This window comes from Pseudomonas sp. MWU16-30317, assembly GCF_020515695.1.
Taxonomy (GTDB): Bacteria; Pseudomonadota; Gammaproteobacteria; order Pseudomonadales; family Pseudomonadaceae; genus Aquipseudomonas.
Genome location: NZ_JAIWJA010000005.1, coordinates 315564 through 333950 on the forward strand (window position 1 = coordinate 315564; position 18387 = coordinate 333950).

Genomic DNA, 18387 nt, shown 5'->3' on the forward strand with positions numbered 1-18387 from the left:
CCAAGATGGCGAAAAAATTCGGGAGCGGCAAGGGCTGGTTCAAGTCTCGACATGTCAGTGTCGGGGCTGGCCTCTACGCCGCCTGACGCGCGGTATAGGTTTACAACGAAAACCGCCCCAGCATGCCATTGAGCTCCACTGCCAGCTCCCCCAGCTCCTGACTCGCAGCGCTGGTCTGCGCCGCGCCGGTAGCACTCTGCAGCGACAGATCGCGAATCCGCACCAGATTGCGATCCACCTCGCGCGCCACCTGGGCCTGCTGTTCGGCCGCACTGGCGATCACCTGATTGCGCTCATCGATGGTCGCCACCGCCTGGGCAATACTGCCCAGCACATCCTTGGCCGCCTGCGCCCGTTCTCGGGTTCGCCCCGCCTGGCTCGCACTGGCGGCCAAGGCCTGCACGGCCAGGCCGGTGCCCTGATGAATACCGTCCATCATCTGCTCGATCTCTCGGGTCGAGGCGCCGGTGCGGTGAGCCAGGGCGCGTACTTCGTCAGCGACCACCGCGAAACCTCGGCCCACTTCCCCGGCACGGGCCGCTTCGATGGCGGCGTTGAGGGCCAGCAGGTTGGTCTGCTCGGCGACATTGCGGATTACATCCAGCACCTTGTTGATGCCGGCCGTTTGCGCGGCTAGATCCTGGGCGCGGGCGGCGGCCTGCTCGACTTGGTCGGTGAGTTCGCCGATGTCGGCCATGGTCTGGTCCAGTTGCGTCTGGCCCTGGCGCACCGCCGTACTGGAGGCGCGTGAGTCAGTGGACGTCGAGACCGCGTTGCCGGCCACCTCTTCCACCGCCTGGCTCATTTGCGTGACTGCCGTAGCGGCCTGCTCGATCTCGTTGTACTGCTGCTGCATGCCCTCGGCGTTGCCTTGCATGATGGCGCCCATCTCGTGCGTCGCGGCATTCAAGCGCGTCACTGCACCGCCGATCTGGCTGATCACCCCATGCAACTGGTCGCGCATGTGGCCGAGCATCTGCAACAGCTGTGCGGCCTCGTCCCGGCCTTCGGCGTGCACCGCTTGGCTGAGGTCGCCAGCGGCCACGGTGTGGGCGACCTGCAGGGCCTGACGCAACGGCCGAATGATGCTGACGCTCAGGCGCCAGGCCAGCAGCAGGGTGATCAGCAGCGCTACGGCAATCGCAATGGGGATCACCAGCCGCGACTGCGCATCGGTCTGGGCCGAGGCGGCCAACGCATCGGCGGTGGCCTGCTTGTTCAGCTCGCGCAGCAATTGCACCTGCATGTCCATCATCGCGCCCTGATTGCCCAAGGCTCCGTTGGCCATGGCATTGGCCTCGCTGGTACGGTTCTGCTCGATCAGGCCGATGGCGTCCTTGAGCGGGGCGAGGAACTGCTGATAGGCGTCCTGCAGCAGCATGATCGAGTCGTGCTCGGTGCCGGCAGGCACATTGGCCAGGTAGTCCTTGAAGCCCTGATTGACCTCGTTGGCCAGTTGCTCGACGTTGATCTTGCGGTTCACCGTTTCGCCCGGATCGTGGGCGTAAGCCAGCAGCAGCGCCGCTTCCAGCCGCAGTTTGACTAGGTCGATGGCGATGGCATCGGCCTGGGCGATGCTGGACAGCGGCCCGCGTTCGATCAATTCGCCCTGATGGCGGATCTTCTGCATTTCCAACAGGCAAAAGCCGCCCAGCGCGCCCATCAGCAAAGCGGTCAGGATGAACCCGGCCAGCAGACGCGGGCCGATGGCCAGGCGGCGCAGCAGGGGACGACGCAATCGAGTGATCAAAGCTTTCACGGCACGAACCTGAGTAATCAACTGTTCATGGTGTTGTAACAAAACAAGATGATGGCTTTATGACACTCGATTGACGTCAACGCATTGAATACGCTTTTTTCCGGTGCGAGCGGTGCTTTTAGACGGCCTGCAAGATTGGGGTGAGCAACGTGCACAGCAATAGGCCACAATGGCGGCTTTCCTGCGAGCACGAATACCTTCTAGCGCTGTTACGTGCCCGGCCGTATTTTCATCCTTCCAAGAAGGCGATCGCTTCAATGAACACCCCCCTCAGCACCGAACCCTTGACCGACGACGAACTGGACGAGCTCCAGAGCGCCCTGGATAGTTTCCAGAGCGAAGACTCGGTGCGTGATATTTCCGAACTCGACGGGTTTTTCACCGCGCTGATTTCCAGCCCGGAAATCCTGCCGTTCAGCGTTTGGTACAACGCGCTGTGGGGCAACCCAAAAGTCCTGCCCAAGTGGAAGGATGAAAAAGCATTCGATCGCTTCGTTAACCTGCTGGTCCAGCACATGGGCAATCTGGAGCTGGTGATCACCGAGCATACTGCCGAGTTCGCGCCGATCTTCAACGAGGTGCTGGACGACGACAACGAAGACGCCGATGGCATGCCAAGCCTGCAGGAATGGTGCTACGGCTACCGTCGCCTGGCTGACAGCTGGCCGAAGATGCCAGACGACCAGGACGTGATGCTCTCGATGATCGTCCTGCAATCGTTGGGCGATGATGCCTACGAAGAGGGCGAGCTGCCGGAGATCGACGTCTTCACGGCTGCCGATATGATTACTCATTCGGCTGTGCAGTTGCATGAGTACTGGACCGAGCAGCGCCCGACCAACACCCCGGTGCGTGCCGCGGAAAAGGTCGGTCGCAATGACCCTTGCCCGTGCGGCAGTGGCAAGAAGTTCAAGCAGTGCTGCGGGGCCTGAGACCTCACGGGTTGAAACTAGCCGTTGACAGCTTCGTATAAACCCGTAAAATCCCGCGCCACAGCAGGCACGTAGCTCAGTTGGTTAGAGCACCACCTTGACATGGTGGGGGTCGTTGGTTCGAGTCCAATCGCGCCTACCAAACAAAATCCGCTCTGCTGGGCGGTGAAAAAAGGGCGACCCGAGAGGGCCGCCCTTTTTTGTGGACGTTACTTTGTCGCGTGGCTACTTGGCCGCTGGCGCCTTGGCGCTGACGATCTGCTGCACGAACGCGTCGTGGCTGCTCTGATCGGCAGCGCGGGAAACCACTTCCACGGCAGTCATGCGCGCGCCCGAGCCCGCGACCAGGGTGGTGGTGATGGTCTTGCCGCCGCCCATGGTGCCGGTGCTGTCGATCTGGCGTACGCCGAGGGTGTTGATCTTCATGCTCTTCTCGCTGACTTTCTGATAGTCCGGCAGCCCTGCGCGTTGCTGGCTCGCCAGGCCGGCGGCGGCGCCGTCGAGGAAGGTGTCGTCGTTGTCGCTGACCTGGGTGCCATTGGGGATCGGCGATTCGGTGACGATGATCACCCGTTTGAGCGCCTCGTTCAGGTACATGGTGCCGCTGGCGCCCTCGGTGCCGTGGGCCGCATCACCAGCCGGCAGCGGGTTGGCAGCGTAGCCGGCGGGTAAGGTGAAGGCGAACTTGCCGCCCAAGGTCGAGACCTTGAGCGCGGCGCTCGCCGGCGCTTCCTTGGCGGGCTCCTGCTTGTGCTTGCTGGCGGCGTAGCCGGTGACGGGCGAAAGCGCCGCGAGCACAGACAGGCTCATGGCAGCGAGAAGCGGGCGGTACGACAGCATGGGCAAGGTCCTTTGACAGGTAAACGTGGTGCATTGATGGCCAAGGGTGAATCATCCCATATCGCGTAGGTCTAGAGCTCATCGAAAATCGCGGTGTGCGTCGGGTTGCCGAGGTCCGTAACGCGACTGATAGAATCCAATCCCCTGCCCATACTGGAAGCTTTCGCATGGAAGGCCGTCCCGCCTCGTTTCACCGCCTCGCCTTGGTCACCTTGACGCTCGCATTGCTGGCCGGTTGCAGCCATACCCCGCCTGTGCCCGAGCAACCACAGTCGCCCGGCCTAGCGATATTCCAGGAGGCCGTGGCCTTGCCAGCGGTGACCAGTTCGGTGGTGCGCGAAGGTGATCAGGTCTCGTACCTGGTCAGTCGCCCCGCCAGCGGCGATCAGCCCGAAACGCTCATTGCTCGTTTCAATGCCTCTTGCACTCAGCCCCGCGGCCAGATGATGTATCCCACCGGGGGCGGCATGGCGTTTTTTGCGGCCATGCCGCGCAAGATCGGGGATGAATCGCAACTGCCTGCCGAGCAACTTGACCAGTTGCAGGGCAGTGCACAATTGCGTCAGGCCTGTGCCGACAATCCTCCGGCCGATTGGCGCAGGCTTAAAGGCGAGTCTGGCCAGTCATGGCTGTTGCTCGACGGCGCGAGCCTGCACCGTGAAGGCCGCGAGGTGCTGTTCTGGGGCGCGTACGATTACCCTCGCGAACAACTCGATAGCCAGCGCAGCGGCTACTACGTTCAACGCCGCGAGCGCTTTGCGGCAGATTGCTCGCAGCAGCGTTTTCGGCGCTTGAGCGCGTTTTATGTCGATGCCGACAACGGTGTCGGTGCCGGCCAGGTGTTGCTCGAAACCCAGGTGCACCCGCTTGCCGATGCCACTGTCGATGAGCGCTTGCTGTTGCAGAAAGTGTGCGCGGCACCCGCCAGCCTGGCGTCGCTGCCGCGCTACGAAGGGCGGATCAAAGCTCCGGCCAAAATGCCTGTCCCACCCGTCGCCGCACCTGTGACTGAAGCAGTGCAAGGGCTGATGTTGCCGCCGCCGCCAAAAAACCTCAGCCGCCTGGGTCTGGTGTATGACGCCACTGTGCTCAAGCGCAAGATTGCCGACAACGACAAGGCGCAGTGGTTTTTCAGCACCGATCCGGCCACTGGCCAGATGGTGATCCAAAAGCGTGGTCTCACGGCCGCGGGCAATATCGAGGTGAGCTTCAGGGGCTTGATTCCGTTGTCTGCGGCCATTTCCGATCCCTCCGCTGAAGGCCCGAAAGCCAATGTGATTGCCCTGACTTACCTGCGCTTCGACGGTGACTGGCAGAACCTGCCGGTCGGTAAGACCGTTAGCTACAGCCGGGCCTACAAGCCCTTGGTGAACGGTGAGCCGAAACTGGGCGACCTGATCACCCTCTACTGTTCGATCGATAGCGAACAACCGGCCAATACCCTGAATCCGGTATTGCCAGGCACCGCAAAACAGGTCACCTGCAAGGGCGACAACGAGCGCGCCACGGGCGTCGGCCATTACGCTTACCTGAGCGCCTACGGCTTGTTTTTCCCGTTGCGCACAGTGGATCAGATCAGCGACTGGGCATGGCGGATTCAAGCGGTCGAGTAACCTCCTCGGGCCCACACGATTGCTACCACCAGCGCAGCGGCCACCGCAGCCAGGGTGAAGAGGGCGGCGGCATGGCCCTGCGCGACCATGTACACCCCCAAGGTGGTGGCGGCGGTCTCGGCCAGCGCCCAGGTGAAGGTCAGTACCGCCATGGCGAAGGCCGGGCGACCAGGGAACAGCTGGATCGACATCGACTGATACAGCGGCCCGAAGATCATCTCGGCGAGGGTCAGCAACAGGATGGCAGCGACCATCGCGGTCATTTTTTGCGTGGCGAACAGCAATGCATACACCCCGATGGCCAACGCCAGGTTGGCCGCGGTAATCAAGTCGCGGCGGTTACGCCGGGCACACAGGCGGGTCAGGGGGATCTGCAGGATGACGATCAATACGCTGCTGGCAGCGAAGAACAGCCCGATCGTCTCCGCCCCCAGGCTGTCTTCGGCATAAAACGGAAACACGTTGTAAAACTGCGCGAAGGCAAAGAACGACAAAAAGTTGATGGCCAGAAATTGCACACGGCTTTGGCCATTCAGGCTTCGTGCCTGCGGTTGATTACAGGTGAGTGGCTGCTGCTGCGCGCAAGTGATCCGCATACAAAGTGCGACAGTGGGCAGGCAGTACAGCAAGGCGAACGCCAAATACCAGTCCGGTAAGTGGGCAAGCACCAGGGCCGACAGGTAGGGAGTGATCCCGGCACTCAGGTTGAGCGCGACGTTTTCCTTGGAAAACGCCGTGACCGTGTCGTCTTCGGCATGACCGCTGGCGATGAAGGTCAGTTGCGTCAGAGTCGATACCGAGTTGGCGATGCCGAACACTGCGACGCCCAGCAGCCAGGCCGCTAGTGAATATACCTGATGCAGGTGCAGCCATTGCAGCCAGATGATAGCGGCCATCAACAGCACCTGCATGCCGATCATCACAGCGCGAAAATCCCATCTGCCGATCCAGCGGGTGAACAACAGCGCGCCAGCACGGTTGGTCATTGCGACGGTGCCGGCAATTATCGCAATGTCGGCGGCGCTGAAGGGGGCCGAGGTCGCCAGCCACACGGCAAAAAAGGTGAAAAGGATGCTCCATGCGCCCCATGTGAAAAATCGGATGATGTAAAGGGTCATAGTGCTTCCTGTTGCCCTTCAGTCCAGCGTGAATGCAGGATCGGTGGTGCCTTTTTCGGTCCGCACAGTGATGCAGTGGATGTCGGCGAGTACCTCTTCCTCCGCGCCGCAAAGCAGGCCCACCCACCCGTAATCCGACGTTCCCACTTTGGCCAGCTGGCTGCCTTCGACCGCGAATTGTGTGTGCTGGCTGCGGATCTTGGGTAGCTGCACGCACTCCAGGGTGCCGGCCTCGGGTAGGCCATACCAGATACCCAGCGTCCTCTGCGGGGCCAGCCGTGCGCTGGCGCATAGCGACAGTGGGCATTTGCCGCGCAACACCGGCAATAACAGCACGTGGGCCAGCAACTGCCGAGGATTGATGCTGTGGGCCAGGGCCACTTGTTCGAGCACGGTGGCGCCGCCGATACGACCGACATTGGCATCCACTAGATAGATGCTGGTGGCGGTCTGGATGAATTCGCAATGGAAATAGCCGAACTGATAGCAGGATCGGCTGACCAGCGTTTCTACGCAGTCCCAGCCGCGGGCGATTATGGCCTGGCTGAGGTGGTCGTCTGCCGGGTACTTGTTCGCGACCTCGGTAAAACCGAGACGCGAGCGACTGGAGATCCCCAGGCGGCGCACCCATCCCGCTTCGACGAAGCCTTCGAAACTCAACAGACGTCCGCTCACTTCCTGTTGCAGTATCCAGTCGGTGTCGGCGTGATAGCCGCTATGGTGCAGGTGAGCTGCCAATTCCGCCTTCAAGGTGCCGCTGGTGGCCAGATGGTGTAGCCCCAGACCCCCAGATGAGCACGCCGGCTTGAGCACCAGCCGGGGGCCCCAGTTATCGACTCGACGCAGATTCATCGAACGCAATTCATGGCTCTTGAAGCTGAGGCTGGGCGGGCTGAATTCGGGAATCAGCGACAATACGCTGTGCTTGTGACTCAGCCAGGCCAGCACGGGGCCGGAGTACGCCCAGTCGAATTCCTTGGCCAAGGCTTCTACCAGAGTGAATTGCTCGTCGAACAGGCTGGTCACCGCGACTACCCCGTCGAAAGCGACCGGATGGACACGGATGTAGTTGATGACCTGTGGGATGGACGCGGTGTCGACTTCGTGGATTTCCAGCTCATCCAGGTAGTGTTGTATCTGCTCCGAGAATGCGCCTCGGCGCGCCAGCAGCACGGGCTGGTAGCCGAAAGGCTCCAAGGCTTGCACCAGGTACTTGAGGGCAACGCAGCCAACGCCGGTAATCAGGAGTTTCTTCATGGTAGTGATCTCCCGGGGCGCGCAAAGATCAACCGCGCGATCTGTGGGACGAATATGTCGGGTTGCAGGGTGATGCGGATCAGGCTCTGGCCATTGATCGTGGCCGGCTTGCTGACGCTGACACCCAACTCGAGCAAGGCCCACTGCAAGTGGTTGGCGGCCTCGGGGCTGGGCATGCACAGGGTGACGAAGTTGGTGGCGCAGGGCAGGCAGGTCAGCCCGGCTTCGTCGGCGAGCTGCTGGAAGCGCACTCGCAGTTGGAGAGTTTGCGCTCGTAACTGAAGGCTGTAGGCGCTGTCGTCAAGGGCTTGTTCGGCCAGCCACTGGGAAAGGCCGCAGACCGAATAATGGATACGCGCTTGCACGAGATAATCAAGCAATGTCACCGGTGCCATCGCATAGCCGATGCGCAGCCCGGCCAAGCCGTAGGCTTTGGAAAAACTGCGCAGGCGCAAGGTATTGGGCCAGAGGCGGACGGGGTGCAGATCGTCGACGGCGAACTCCAGGTAGGCTTCGTCCAGGAGCAGCAAAGTCTCCTCGGGCAGCGCCTGGGCGAAGGCCTGGATGGTCTGCTCGTTGTGGTAGTGCCCGGTAGGATTGTCCGGATTGGCGAGGTAGAGCACGTTCGGGCGAATGTCCCATGCAGCGGCTAAAAGCCCCGGCAGGTCGTTGCGCAACTGCATACCTTTACCTGCGTAGGGCATCAGCCTGACCTCCAATCCCTGTGCGCGGGCGAAGTATTCGAAGGTGGGATAGGTCCCTGTCGAGCAGAGCACCTGATCACCGGCTCGGGTGAAGGTGCGCAGGGCAAGATGGATCAGGCTGTCGGCACCCGCATCCACCAGCACCTCGTCGATACCGATGCCTCTGTGCCGACCCAGTGCCAGGCGCAGGCTATGGGCTGCGGGGTCTGGGTATTGGCGGCATTGGTCGAGGAACTCTTCGCGATAGGTCCGCAGCCATTGGTCGGGATGGATCGGCAGGGCTTCATTGCCGCTGAGGCGGCTGATGATGGGACGTCCCAGTTCGCGTTCCAGTGCCGGGATACCCGGGAATGGGTTCTCCAGGGTTTTATCGATGAATTGCCGAGCGGCGAGGGGCATGGCGGGCTCTCTGTGCAGTGGTCCAGGATTCAGTGCGGGTTGACCAGGTTGCGGTGCCAGCCGCTGAGCAGCAGTTGCAGCACGCATCGCGCCGCCTTGGTGCGCAACTCGCCCAAGGCGCGATCCGAATAGAAGGCGACGTGGGGTGACCACAACACCTCTTCACCTCGCAGCACGGCCGCCGGGAGGCGGGTTTCGTCGGCATGCACGTCCAGTCCCAGACCGCGCAGTTGTCGTCGTTGCATGGCGCTTTCCAGGGCATCGGGGTCGATCAATGCGCCCCGAGCGGTGTTGATCAGGAACTTGCCATGCAAGTGCTGCAGGCTGTGCTGGTTGATGAGGTGGCGGGTATCGGCGTTCAGCGGTGCATGCAAGGTGACCAGATCAGCGAAGTCGAGCAGGTCATGCAGGGTTTCGCAGCGTTTGAGCCGCAGGGTTTTCTCCCAGCCACTGCCAATGTGCGGGTCGTGAAAGGCGATATCGCAGCCGAATGCCCGGAAGCGCTGTGCAACTGCGGCACCGATCCGGCCAAGGCCGACGATACCGACGCGCAGGTCGCCCAAGCGCGGGATCGAGCCGACATCACGCCAGTCCCAACTGCCGCTACGCACCACGCGGTCGGCGGCCTTGAGCTTGCGCAGCAGCGCCAGTGACAGTGCCAGCGTGTGATCGGCGACTTCGTCGGTGCCATAGTCCGGCACGTTGGCGACCTGAATCTGACGGCTGCGGGCGTAATCGAGGTCGATGTTGTCGAACCCTACCGCCGCCCGCACGATGGCCTTGCAGCGCGTGAAGCGGCTCAGCGCAGCACGCCCCAGTGGCACGAGATGCCAGGAAATGATCGCATCGCACTCCAGCGCGCTGGCCGGCAACTGGTTGACGGTTTCGACGTGATATAGCTCAACCTCGGCGTACTCCTTGAGGTACTGATACTCGAGGTCCGGCTCGGTGACGTAAGCGTTGAGAACTGAATCCAGGATGATGATTTTCATGGGGACTGTCCGGTCAAATCCGAAGGGATGGTTCACTGCGGGAACACGCAATGGGCATCCTGCCAATTGGTGAAGTGCATGAACTCATTGCCCGATTCATCCTGATGCAAGCGTGCCGCAGGCTTGTCGAGGTCCAGCGGTACGCTGTATTTGCCCTCGCGATGGGGCAGCACGAACTCGGGGACCGCCAGGTTCGACAGTCGCCGCTTCATCTGTGCAACCAGTGCGATGCCGCTGCGCAGCGGCGTGCAGAAGTATTCGGCGCCCGGCGAAAAGGGCATGAACTGGTACAGGTAGTGGGGCACGATGCCCAAGCCATAGAGACGCATGCACAGGGTTTTGAGCTGCGGGTAGTTGTCGTTGATACCGGCCAGCAGCGGCATGTTGGCGAACAGCACGGGTACGGCCTTGCGCAAGCGCATGGTCGCATCGATGAAGGCTTCGCTGATTTCCCGGGAATGGCTGATGTGCAGGCCGAGCGCGTTGACGTTCCATTTTTCAAGCACCGCCAGCAGCTCGTCGGTGATGCGGTAGGGGTTGAAGGTCAGAGCGCGCGTATGCAAACGGATGATGATCTCGGGGCGGTGCGCGCGTAGCGACGCCAGCAATTCGTCGAGGCGGCGATCGGACAACATCAGCGGCTCGCCGCCGCTGAGGATCACTTCATCGACCTCGGGATGGGCCACCAGATAGTCCAGCGTCAGTTGCCACTCGCTCTTCCTGAATGCCTGTTTTTGGCTGTTGCGCTCCAGCGTGCGCAGGGCCTCGTAGCAGAACTGGCAATAGGCATGGCAGATATTGGCGGTACGCACCAGCACCCGGTTGTCGTATTTATGCTGGCAGATGGGGGTAACCATCTCGCCGGGCAGCTCCCAGTTTTCTGCCGTGCCGTCGTAGGCGAAGGCATTGCCGGGGACGTGCTGGTTGTGAGTGTGGGCTGGCCACAGCGGCGCTACTTGGCGCCAGAGCGGATCGTCGGGCAACGGGCAACCCAAGGCATCGGTCTCGATCAGGCTGGCGAAGTAGGGGGTAATTCCCACTTTGCGGGTGCCGAGATGTTGGACGATATTGCTCAGCTGTGCAGTGCCGCGCAGCCCAGGGAACGCCTTGAGCAGATCGTCGGCGGATTGCAGCGTGTTGCGCTGTTGCCACTGCCAATCCTGGTAATCGGCAGGCGCGCAGGTGGCGAGAATCTCCACTGGGGTCATGAGCAGGGCGTCCTTGTTCTGTGGGGCCAGTAACAGTGCCGATCAATGGCAAGGCCGTGAAAGTGGCAGGGAGAATATCGTCAAAGGTGGGGGGCTTTCCCTAACAGAGGGGCGCAAAAACTGGCGGCTGTTAGATAGGTTTTTCTAACAGCCCCGGCGGGGCTGGGGGCATGTCGATTTCGAAACACTTGGTCTCAATAGCGCAGTTGCCCTGGGTACTGTGCCCCCCTAACGTGGTCCGGTCGGTCAATGCGAAAGGAGTTTCGCTCGTGCACTTCAATGGAAAGCCCCATTCAAAACCCCCCGCGCGTACTGCCCCTCTTTGCCCGGTCATGACCGTCGCCCGGCGCCCTTCGTTGGCTGCCGAGCAACTGGCGGCGCGGCTCAGCCAGGAGATCGCCGACGGGCGCCTTGTCTGCGGGCAAAAGATCCCTTCCATCCGGCAAATGGCCGCAAGCCTGCGCATCAGTTTTCATACTGTCGTCAGTGCTTATGAGCGGCTAGAAGCGCAAGGCACCATCAGGGTCGAGCCGGGGCTCGGCTATTTCGTCGCCACGGCGGGCGTGTCCTTGCCCGCATGCGCGAAGCCGGCAACCGAAGGGCCGCTCGACCCCCATGGCATCAAGGCATTCTGGCAGTTGTTCCATGGCAACGACCAATGCCTCAAGCTGGGGTGCGGCTGGCTCCCCGCAGGCTGGCGCGATACCCAGGCACTGGCGCGGGTAGTACGGCGAACGGCCAATTTTGCCCACAGTTCACTGGTCGACTATGGCGATCCGGCCGGTTATCTGCCATTGCGGCAAAAACTCGTTGCGCATCTGCAGCCCCGGCTCGGGGTAGCGTTGGCACCTGATCATTTGCTCACCACTCTGGGAGCGACACAAGCGCTGGATCTGATCATTCGCCAGCACATCGAACCGGGTGACCGAGTGCTGGTCGACGACCCCTGCAACAATAATCTGGTGCAACTGCTCAGGCTGCGCGGCGCTATCATCCTGGGCATCCCTCGCGGTCACGATGGTCCTGATATTCCAGCGGTGGCGGCACGGCTGGGGGAGGGCCGGGTCAAGGCATTCTTCCTCAATTCCAGGCTGCACAATCCCACCGGCACCTCGCTCAGTGATCACGGCGCATTTCGCCTGCTGCAACTGGCCAACGAGCACGATCTGCTGCTAGTGGAAGACGACGTGTACGGCGATTTCTGCCCGGCTGGCCAAAGCCGTCTGGTCGCCCTCGATGGGCTGCACAGGGTCATCTACATCGGCAGCTTTTCCAAGACCCTCTCGGCCAATCTGCGGGTGGGATACATCGTTGCGCCACCGGCGGTGATCCAACCCCTGGCGGATCTCAAATTGCTGACCAGCGTCGCGGTGCCGGGGTTTTGCGAGCGGTTCGTCAGCGCCATGCTCGCCGACGGCAGTTACGAGCGTCATCTGCGCCGCGTGCGGCGGCAACTGCAAACCGCTCAGGTCACAGCGCAGAAGCACCTTCAGAGCTGGGGTTGGGAGCTGTTTCATACGCCAGTGGATGGCATGTTCCTGTGGATCAGACACCCACAACTGCCGTGCCTTGCGGCCTTTATCGAGGCTGCTTTTCACCAGGGTATCCTGCTTGCTCCGGCCACGTTGTTCAGCGCCCAGGCGCAGGCCGGACCGTGGCTGCGAATCAATGTCGCGCATTTTCACGCGGACCTCGCACGCCCCTTGTTTCATTGGCCCAAGACGCCATCGTCGAGCACAAATATTTAAGTTGCCCTACAGGGAATGCTGCCCGGGCCGATAGCCCGTACAAGCAAGCAGAACACTGCAGTTCATTCCCTGTTATTCACTTTTCAAGGACTCACCATGGCCAAGTCCCTCGCCCCGATGACCGCATCCGAATGGTTCGATCTGTTCGAGCATGGCTTGCGTTCGCTGGGTGATCGGCTGCCTCAGGCGCTGCGGCTCAATGGTTCGGGCGAGCAGTGGATTCAGGCGCAATTGAGCCTGTATGCCTGGTACCAGCACGACATGGAAATCTGGAGCGGTGACCGCAACGCCCCGGACTTGCCCGGTCGCCTGTTCACCCATGACCAGCAAATGGCCGTCGAGATCAAGTACCTGCGCAAGCCCCAGCGCGCGCGCCTGACGACCACCGCGCCGCTGGACCGCCCGTCAGCGGTCAATGATGCCAGCCTGTGCGACGATATCGAGCGCCTGAAATCCCTGCAGGGCTACCAGCACCGGTTCATGGTCGTGGTGTCCGCTGACGGCATCGATAACGCCATCGACACCGACACACTCACTCATGGTGCGATGATGCAGCGCCAATTCGCGGTGGCTGGCGGTTCGATCCGCGTTTGCCAGATCTGAGCAATCGCTTCTACACCTAGCCCTCTGCAATGGCGGCGATCCGCGCAATGTTCTAGCCCCACCTACAACCTTCGGGGCAGAGCCCCCTGACGTATTCCCCTCAAAATCCCCTACCGGTTTGCTGGCGTCCACGGAACTCCCATTCCTAGAATGCCTTCAACAGCAGGGCTGACGGCGCATGGCGTTCATTGCCTTGCGACAGCCGTCTTCGCCTCTAAAACCAAGAAAGGAAGCCTCCTGTATGACGATCCCTGCCATCTCCCTCAACGACGGCACCACTATCCCCGCCGTCGGCTTCGGTACCTGCAAGCTCAACGGCTCGCCGGGCGTAGAGGCCATATTGCGGGCCATCGATTCGGGCTATCGCTTGCTCGACAGCGCCTTTGCCTACGAGAACGAAGGAGCCGTGGGCGAAGCGGTGCGCCAGACCACGATCCATCGGGCGGAACTGCGCGTCACCTCGAAGCTCCCCGGCCGCTACTACAAATATGAGGACGCATTGGCCACCGTCGAAGAATCCCTCTATCGCACCCGGCTCGATTACATAGACCTGTACCTGCTGCACTGGCCCAACCCGCAACAGGGGCTGTACCTCGAAGCCTGGAGCGCTCTGGTCGAGGCCCGTCAGCGTGGCTGGGTGAAATCCATCGGTGTGTGCAACTTCCTGCCAGCACACCTGGAAACGCTGATTGCCGCCAGTGGCATCACGCCGGTCGTCAACCAGATCGAATTGCACCCGTACTTCCCGCAGGCCGAGCAGTTGGCGTGGGACAAAGCGCACGGCATCGTCACCGAGGCGTGGAGCCCGATCGGCCGTGGTAATGACCTGCAGCACCATCCGCTACTGCAAGGTATTGCGCAGCGCACCGGCAAGAGCGTGGTGCAGGTGATCCTGCGCTGGCAGTACCAACTTGGCGCCGTCGCGCTGCCCAAGGCAAGCTCGGCCAAACGCCAAGAGGAAAACCTCGCGCTGTTCGATTTCGAATTGTCGGGAGAAGAGATGAAGGCCATCGCCGGATTGGCGAAGCCGGATGGCCGGATCCTGGGGCAGGATCCGGCGAGTTACGAAGAGCTCTGATCGATAAGGGGTGTGCTTGCGGGGGATTCAGGTCCCTCGCTGCTCGCGCTCCGCCGGCCTGGCTACACCGTAAATACTCACCCAACGGAACTCCCCGGGCCCACAGCCTTCAATAGTTAAACCGCAGCTAAAAATATCGTCACAAAGCTTGAGGCGCAGGAAATCTATAGTTGACGTTCGTGTGCATGGCCTTCGGGCTTTTTTTTGCACTGGATCTGAAACCGGTTTCAGTCTTTTATCCACCCTCAACGAAGTAGGTCCGTACGTGAACAACCTGTCTTTGAAACCCCTGTGCCTGAGCCTCATGATGGCTATTGCGCCGCTCGCTGCCCACGCCGAAACCGCCGACCGCAGCCAGGTCCCTGTGGGCTCGCTGACTGAAGTGGCCGCCTTCGCCGGCCCTGGCCCTTCCGGCATTGTCGTCACCCCGCAAGGCCGCACCTTCGTCGGCTTCCCGCGGCACGCTATCGACCACCCCGGCATGACCCTCGGCGAACTGGTCAACGGCAAACTGCAACCCTATCCTTCGGCGCAGGTTAGCGAACCTTCGGCCCTTACCGACGCGCAACGCCTAATCTCGGTTCACGGCATGACCCTCGACACCAGCGGTATGCTCTGGTTGATCGACGATGGCAAGCACGCCGGCCACGACGGTATCGCCCCAGGCGCCGCGAAAGTCGTCGGCATCGACCTGAACACCAACAAAATCGTGCACTCCGTCGTGCTCAAGGATGCGCTGCTGCAAGACAGCCACATGAACGATCTGCGCGTCGACCTCACCCACGGTGCCCAGGGCACCGCGTTTGTGGCTGACTCGTCGTTCGGCGACTCGCCGGCCATTGTCGTGGTCGACATCGCCACCGGCAAACAGCGCCGCGTGCTGAGCAACGATCCTTCAGTGGTGCCGCAAAAAGACTTCGTCACCCAGCTTGACGGCGTGCCGATGCGCTATGAGGGTGGCAAATCGCTGTTTCCCCATGGTGGTGTCGACAGCGTCGCCCTGGCCCCGGATAGCTCGCGCCTGTACTACTCGCCGCTGACCAGCCGTCACCTGTGGAGCCTGCCAACTGCGGCTCTGGCGAACTTCAGCCTGGATGACAAGCAACTGGCCAAAGAGATTCGTGACGAAGGCGAAAAAGTCATGACCGACGGCATGGACATGGACCGCCAGGGCCGCCTGTACCTCACCGACGCCGAGCACCACCAGATCCTGCGTCGCTGGCCCGACGGCCACCTCGACGTGGTGCTGCGTGATCCGCGGCTGGTCTGGCCAGATGGGCTGTTCGTCGCCGGCAACTCGGTATACGTCACCCTTGGCCAGTGGGACCGCCTGGGCAAAAACGTCGACACCCGCAAGCCACCTTACCTGTTGATCCGTACCTCCACCGACGGGACGCCGAACTTCAACGCGCAACCCTGAACCCCCTAGAAAAGGAAGCCTCGCCATGACCATTCCTGCCATCACCCTCAACGACGGAACTGATATCCCTGCAGTCGGTTTCGGGACCTACAAGCTCAACGGCGAAGACGGCGTGGGTGCCATCGTCAATGCCATCGACTCCGGCTACCGATTGCTCGACAGCGCCGTCAATTACGAGAACGAAGGTGCGGTCGGCGAGGCGGTGCGCCGCAGCCGTATCCCCCGAGAAGACTTGCGCATCACCTCCAAGCTGCCCGGCCGCCATCATGCCTACGACCAGGCGCTGACGTGCATCCAAGAGTCGCTGTTCCGCACGCAACTGGGCTACATCGACATCTACCTCATGCACTGGCCCAACCCCAAGCAAGGCCTGTATGTGGAAGCCTGGAGTGCCTTGGTCGAAGCGCAGAAACGCGGCTGGGTGAAGTCCATCGGCGTGTGCAACTTCCTGCCGGAGCATCTCGAAAAAATCATTGCCGCCAGCGGCGTGACACCGTGCATCAATCAGATCGAACTGCACCCGTACTTTCCCCAGCACGCGCAGTTGGCCTGGGACAAGGCGCACGGCATCGTCACCCAGGCCTGGAGCCCGATCGGGCGCGGCAATGACATGGCCAAGGACCCGGTGTTACAGCAGATTGCCGACCGGGTAGGGCGTAGCGTGGTGCAGGTGATTTTGCGCTGGCACCACCAGCTCGGCGCCGTCGCACTGCCCAAGGCCAGCTCGGTGAAACGTCAGCAGGAGAATCTGGCGCTGTTCGATTTTGAATTGACGGCAGCGGACATGGCCGCGATCGCGACCCTGGCCAAGCCTGATGGGCGTACGGCGGATCAGGATCCGGCGCAGTACGAGGAGTTCTGATTCGGGCTGGATCTGCGGCTGCGCTGATGTCTTTAGCGTTGCGGCTGACCCCTTCGCGGGCACGCTTTGCTTGCACAAGTGCACGGCGCTGTAGGAGCAAAGCTTGCTCGCGAAGAGGCCATCGGCCTCATCGCGAGTCATCAGGCTTACACCTTGAACCGCAACACCACCTGATTCAGCGCCACCGCCAACTGCGACAACTCCCCACTCGCCGCTGACGTCTGATTGGCCCCGGCCGACGTCTGGATCGACAGATCCCGAATACTGGTCAGATTGCGATCCACCTCACGCGCCACCTGCGCCTGCTCCTCGGTTGCCGTCGCAATGCTCACGTTGCGCTCATTGATCTGCACGATCGCCTGAGTGATCTCGGTCAACGCCCGCCCGGCGGCTTCAGCCACATCCAGGCTGGCCCGCGCGCGCTCGCTGCTATGGCCCATGGCCGTGACCGCCTTGCTGGCACCGCCCTGGATCGAATCGACCATCTTTTCGATTTCAGCCGTCGACTGCTGCGTGCGATGCGCCAAGGCCCGCACTTCATCCGCCACCACCGCAAAACCGCGCCCGGCCTCACCGGCGCGCGCCGCTTCGATCGCCGCGTTGAGCGCCAACAGGTTGGTCTGCTCGGCAATCCCGCGGATCACATCCAGCACGCCGCTGATGCCCTGCACCTGCACCGCCAGGCCATCGATCTCGACCGCGGTCGCGCCCACTGCCGCATGCAGCTCGTTGATCACGTTGACGGTTTCACCTACACGCTGACGGCCGTTTTCTGCCGACTGGCTGGAATCGCGCGCGGCCGTCGAAGCCGCTGCCGCATTACGCGCTACTTCTTCCACCGCAGCGCTCATCTGATTGATGGCGGTCGCGGCCTGGTTGATCTCGTCGTTCTGACGCTGCACGCCGCGCAGCGAATCCTCAGTCACGGCGGTCATCTCTTCGGAGGTCGAAGCCAACTGGTTCGATGAATCGCCCAGCTCGCCCAAAGTGCGGCGCAGGTTCTGCTGCATCACCGACAGCGCCACCAACAAGCGGCCCGGCTCGTCACGGCCCTCGACATCGATCGGCTTGCTCAAATCGTTAGCGGCGATCTGCTCGGCCACTGCCAGTGCCTTGGCGATCGGCGCCACCAGGCTGCGGGTGAACAGCGCGGCCAAACCCAGGGTCGCGGCAAGGGCGACGATAATCGCGGCGATGGTCACGTTGCGCGTTTGCGTGTAGGTATCGTCGGCGCGGGCGTCGGATTCTGCCGACTTGAGATCTGCCAGATGGGTAATGTTGGCGATGTCCTTGGCCAGCGCATCGGCGGCCTGCGTCTGCTCGCCAGACGGCGCGGTGAAGCTGCTGATCAAGTCGTCACGCTTGTGCGCCACAGCATCCAGATAACGCGAATGCACCGCCAGGTAAGCGCGCATATGGCTTTCCATATCGCTGTACGCCGCCTGGCCACGCTCAGTGATCAGCAGCGGCTTGAGCTTTTGGGTATCGGCTTCCAGATCGCTACGGCCTTGGGTGATGCGCTTTTGCGCCGCAGCAATACTGTCAGCATCCTGCGCGGTACGCAGATTGGTATTGCCCAGACGGATGGTCAGCAGGTCGCTCTTGATCGCCGCGATGGCCTGAATGGTTGGCAACACGTTGTCCTGCAACGTCTCGCGCGCCTCCTTCAGACCTACAGCCTGCTGCAGCGAGAACAACCCTAGCGCCGTGATCAGCACGGCGAAAAAGCCGAAGCAAAGCAAAGAACGGGGAGCGATGTTGAGGTTTCTCAGATTCATGCGGGTGGCCCGTCAAGAAAGTAATTAATCCCAAGGTATCGACATGAATCGTTTCACCTTTAGTCATACAGATGAA

Annotated in this window: 15 protein-coding genes and 1 tRNA gene; 8 read left to right on the forward strand and 8 right to left on the reverse strand. The window is 61.7% G+C overall.

Annotated features, from left to right (window positions below):
- Positions 1–100: 100 nt before the first annotated feature.
- Positions 101–1726, reverse strand: coding sequence for a methyl-accepting chemotaxis protein (locus LIX93_RS16670; RefSeq protein ID WP_226505334.1), 1626 nt, complete (start codon positions 1724–1726; stop codon positions 101–103).
- Positions 1727–2016: 290 nt separating this feature from the next.
- On the opposite strand from LIX93_RS16670, the gene LIX93_RS16675 reads away from it, so the two are divergent.
- Both LIX93_RS16675 and LIX93_RS16680 read left to right on the forward strand, forming a co-directional pair.
- Positions 2017–2691 (forward strand): UPF0149 family protein, encoded by a 675-nt coding sequence (locus LIX93_RS16675; RefSeq protein ID WP_226505152.1) that lies wholly within the window; start codon positions 2017–2019, stop codon positions 2689–2691.
- 65 nt (positions 2692–2756) lie between these two features.
- Positions 2757–2833 (forward strand) — tRNA-Val (locus LIX93_RS16680).
- 83 nt (positions 2834–2916) lie between these two features.
- Here LIX93_RS16680 and LIX93_RS16685 read toward each other — a convergent pair.
- Positions 2917–3531 (reverse strand): hypothetical protein, encoded by a 615-nt coding sequence (locus LIX93_RS16685; RefSeq protein WP_226505153.1) that lies wholly within the window; start codon positions 3529–3531, stop codon positions 2917–2919.
- 167 nt (positions 3532–3698) lie between these two features.
- Here LIX93_RS16685 and LIX93_RS16690 point away from each other — a divergent pair, with 167 nt between their 5' ends.
- The gene (locus LIX93_RS16690) at positions 3699–5144 is read left to right on the forward strand and encodes a surface-adhesin E family protein (RefSeq protein WP_226505154.1); all 1446 of its coding nucleotides are present in this window, start codon (positions 3699–3701) and stop codon (positions 5142–5144) included.
- On the opposite strand, the gene LIX93_RS16695 is transcribed toward LIX93_RS16690, so the two are convergent.
- Genes LIX93_RS16695 through LIX93_RS16715 form a run of 5 tightly spaced genes read right to left on the reverse strand, consistent with a single transcriptional unit; the run spans position 5129 to position 10822 of the window.
- Positions 5129–6262: an MFS transporter gene (locus LIX93_RS16695; RefSeq protein ID WP_226505155.1), complete on the reverse strand. Its 1134-nt coding sequence runs from the start codon at positions 6260–6262 to the stop codon at positions 5129–5131. The genes LIX93_RS16690 and LIX93_RS16695 overlap by 16 nt on opposite strands.
- Before the next feature lie 18 nt (positions 6263–6280).
- Positions 6281–7519: a hypothetical protein gene (locus LIX93_RS16700; RefSeq protein WP_226505156.1), complete on the reverse strand. Its 1239-nt coding sequence runs from the start codon at positions 7517–7519 to the stop codon at positions 6281–6283.
- On the reverse strand, positions 7516–8622 hold the full coding sequence (locus tag LIX93_RS16705; protein ID WP_226505157.1) for an aminotransferase class I/II-fold pyridoxal phosphate-dependent enzyme: 1107 nt from the start codon (positions 8620–8622) through the stop codon (positions 7516–7518). Before LIX93_RS16705 ends, LIX93_RS16700 begins: the two co-directional genes overlap by 4 nt.
- 29 nt (positions 8623–8651) lie before the next feature.
- Positions 8652–9614 (reverse strand): C-terminal binding protein, encoded by a 963-nt coding sequence (locus tag LIX93_RS16710; RefSeq protein WP_226505158.1) that lies wholly within the window; start codon positions 9612–9614, stop codon positions 8652–8654.
- A 32-nt stretch (positions 9615–9646) separates the two neighbouring features.
- Positions 9647–10822 (reverse strand): radical SAM protein, encoded by a 1176-nt coding sequence (locus LIX93_RS16715; protein ID WP_226505159.1) that lies wholly within the window; start codon positions 10820–10822, stop codon positions 9647–9649.
- 269 nt (positions 10823–11091) lie between these two features.
- Here LIX93_RS16715 and LIX93_RS16720 point away from each other — a divergent pair, with 269 nt between their 5' ends.
- The 5 genes from LIX93_RS16720 (at position 11092) to LIX93_RS16740 (ending at position 16533) form a co-directional block, all read left to right on the forward strand.
- The gene (locus LIX93_RS16720; RefSeq protein ID WP_226505160.1) at positions 11092–12570 is read left to right on the forward strand and encodes a PLP-dependent aminotransferase family protein; all 1479 of its coding nucleotides are present in this window, start codon (positions 11092–11094) and stop codon (positions 12568–12570) included.
- Positions 12571–12666: 96 nt separating this feature from the next.
- The gene (locus LIX93_RS16725; protein WP_226505161.1) at positions 12667–13173 is read left to right on the forward strand and encodes a hypothetical protein; all 507 of its coding nucleotides are present in this window, start codon (positions 12667–12669) and stop codon (positions 13171–13173) included.
- Between the two features lie 241 nt (positions 13174–13414).
- Positions 13415–14251 (forward strand): aldo/keto reductase, encoded by an 837-nt coding sequence (locus LIX93_RS16730; protein ID WP_226505162.1) that lies wholly within the window; start codon positions 13415–13417, stop codon positions 14249–14251.
- A 265-nt stretch (positions 14252–14516) separates the two neighbouring features.
- Positions 14517–15671 carry a major royal jelly family protein gene (locus tag LIX93_RS16735; RefSeq protein ID WP_226505163.1) on the forward strand — a complete coding sequence of 385 codons (1155 nt, stop codon included), beginning with the start codon at positions 14517–14519 and terminating at the stop codon, positions 15669–15671.
- Between the two features lie 25 nt (positions 15672–15696).
- On the forward strand, positions 15697–16533 hold the full coding sequence (locus LIX93_RS16740; RefSeq protein WP_226505164.1) for an aldo/keto reductase: 837 nt from the start codon (positions 15697–15699) through the stop codon (positions 16531–16533).
- Between the two features lie 146 nt (positions 16534–16679).
- Here the strand turns inward: LIX93_RS16740 and LIX93_RS16745 are convergent, their stop codons facing one another.
- Entirely contained in the window at positions 16680–18311 is a 1632-nt protein-coding gene (locus LIX93_RS16745) for a methyl-accepting chemotaxis protein (RefSeq protein ID WP_226505165.1), read from the reverse strand.
- Positions 18312–18387: the final 76 nt, after the last annotated feature.

Bases quoted from the DNA above. Each gene is read 5' to 3' on its own strand.
- LIX93_RS16675 (WP_226505152.1), top strand. From the start codon at position 2,017: ATGAACACCCCCCTCAGCACCGAACCCTTGACCGACGACGAACTGGAC.
- LIX93_RS16700 (WP_226505156.1), bottom strand. From the start codon at position 7,519: ATGAAGAAACTCCTGATTACCGGCGTTGGCTGCGTTGCCCTCAAGTAC.
- LIX93_RS16710 (WP_226505158.1), bottom strand. From the start codon at position 9,614: ATGAAAATCATCATCCTGGATTCAGTTCTCAACGCTTACGTCACCGAG.
- LIX93_RS16695 (WP_226505155.1), bottom strand. From the start codon at position 6,262: ATGACCCTTTACATCATCCGATTTTTCACATGGGGCGCATGGAGCATC.
- LIX93_RS16740 (WP_226505164.1), top strand. From the start codon at position 15,697: ATGACCATTCCTGCCATCACCCTCAACGACGGAACTGATATCCCTGCA.
- LIX93_RS16690 (WP_226505154.1), top strand. From the start codon at position 3,699: ATGGAAGGCCGTCCCGCCTCGTTTCACCGCCTCGCCTTGGTCACCTTG.
- LIX93_RS16725 (WP_226505161.1), top strand. From the start codon at position 12,667: ATGGCCAAGTCCCTCGCCCCGATGACCGCATCCGAATGGTTCGATCTG.
- LIX93_RS16745 (WP_226505165.1), bottom strand. From the start codon at position 18,311: ATGAATCTGAGAAACCTCAACATCGCTCCCCGTTCTTTGCTTTGCTTC.
- LIX93_RS16685 (WP_226505153.1), bottom strand. From the start codon at position 3,531: ATGCTGTCGTACCGCCCGCTTCTCGCTGCCATGAGCCTGTCTGTGCTC.
- LIX93_RS16715 (WP_226505159.1), bottom strand. From the start codon at position 10,822: ATGACCCCAGTGGAGATTCTCGCCACCTGCGCGCCTGCCGATTACCAG.
- LIX93_RS16730 (WP_226505162.1), top strand. From the start codon at position 13,415: ATGACGATCCCTGCCATCTCCCTCAACGACGGCACCACTATCCCCGCC.
- LIX93_RS16705 (WP_226505157.1), bottom strand. From the start codon at position 8,622: ATGCCCCTCGCCGCTCGGCAATTCATCGATAAAACCCTGGAGAACCCA.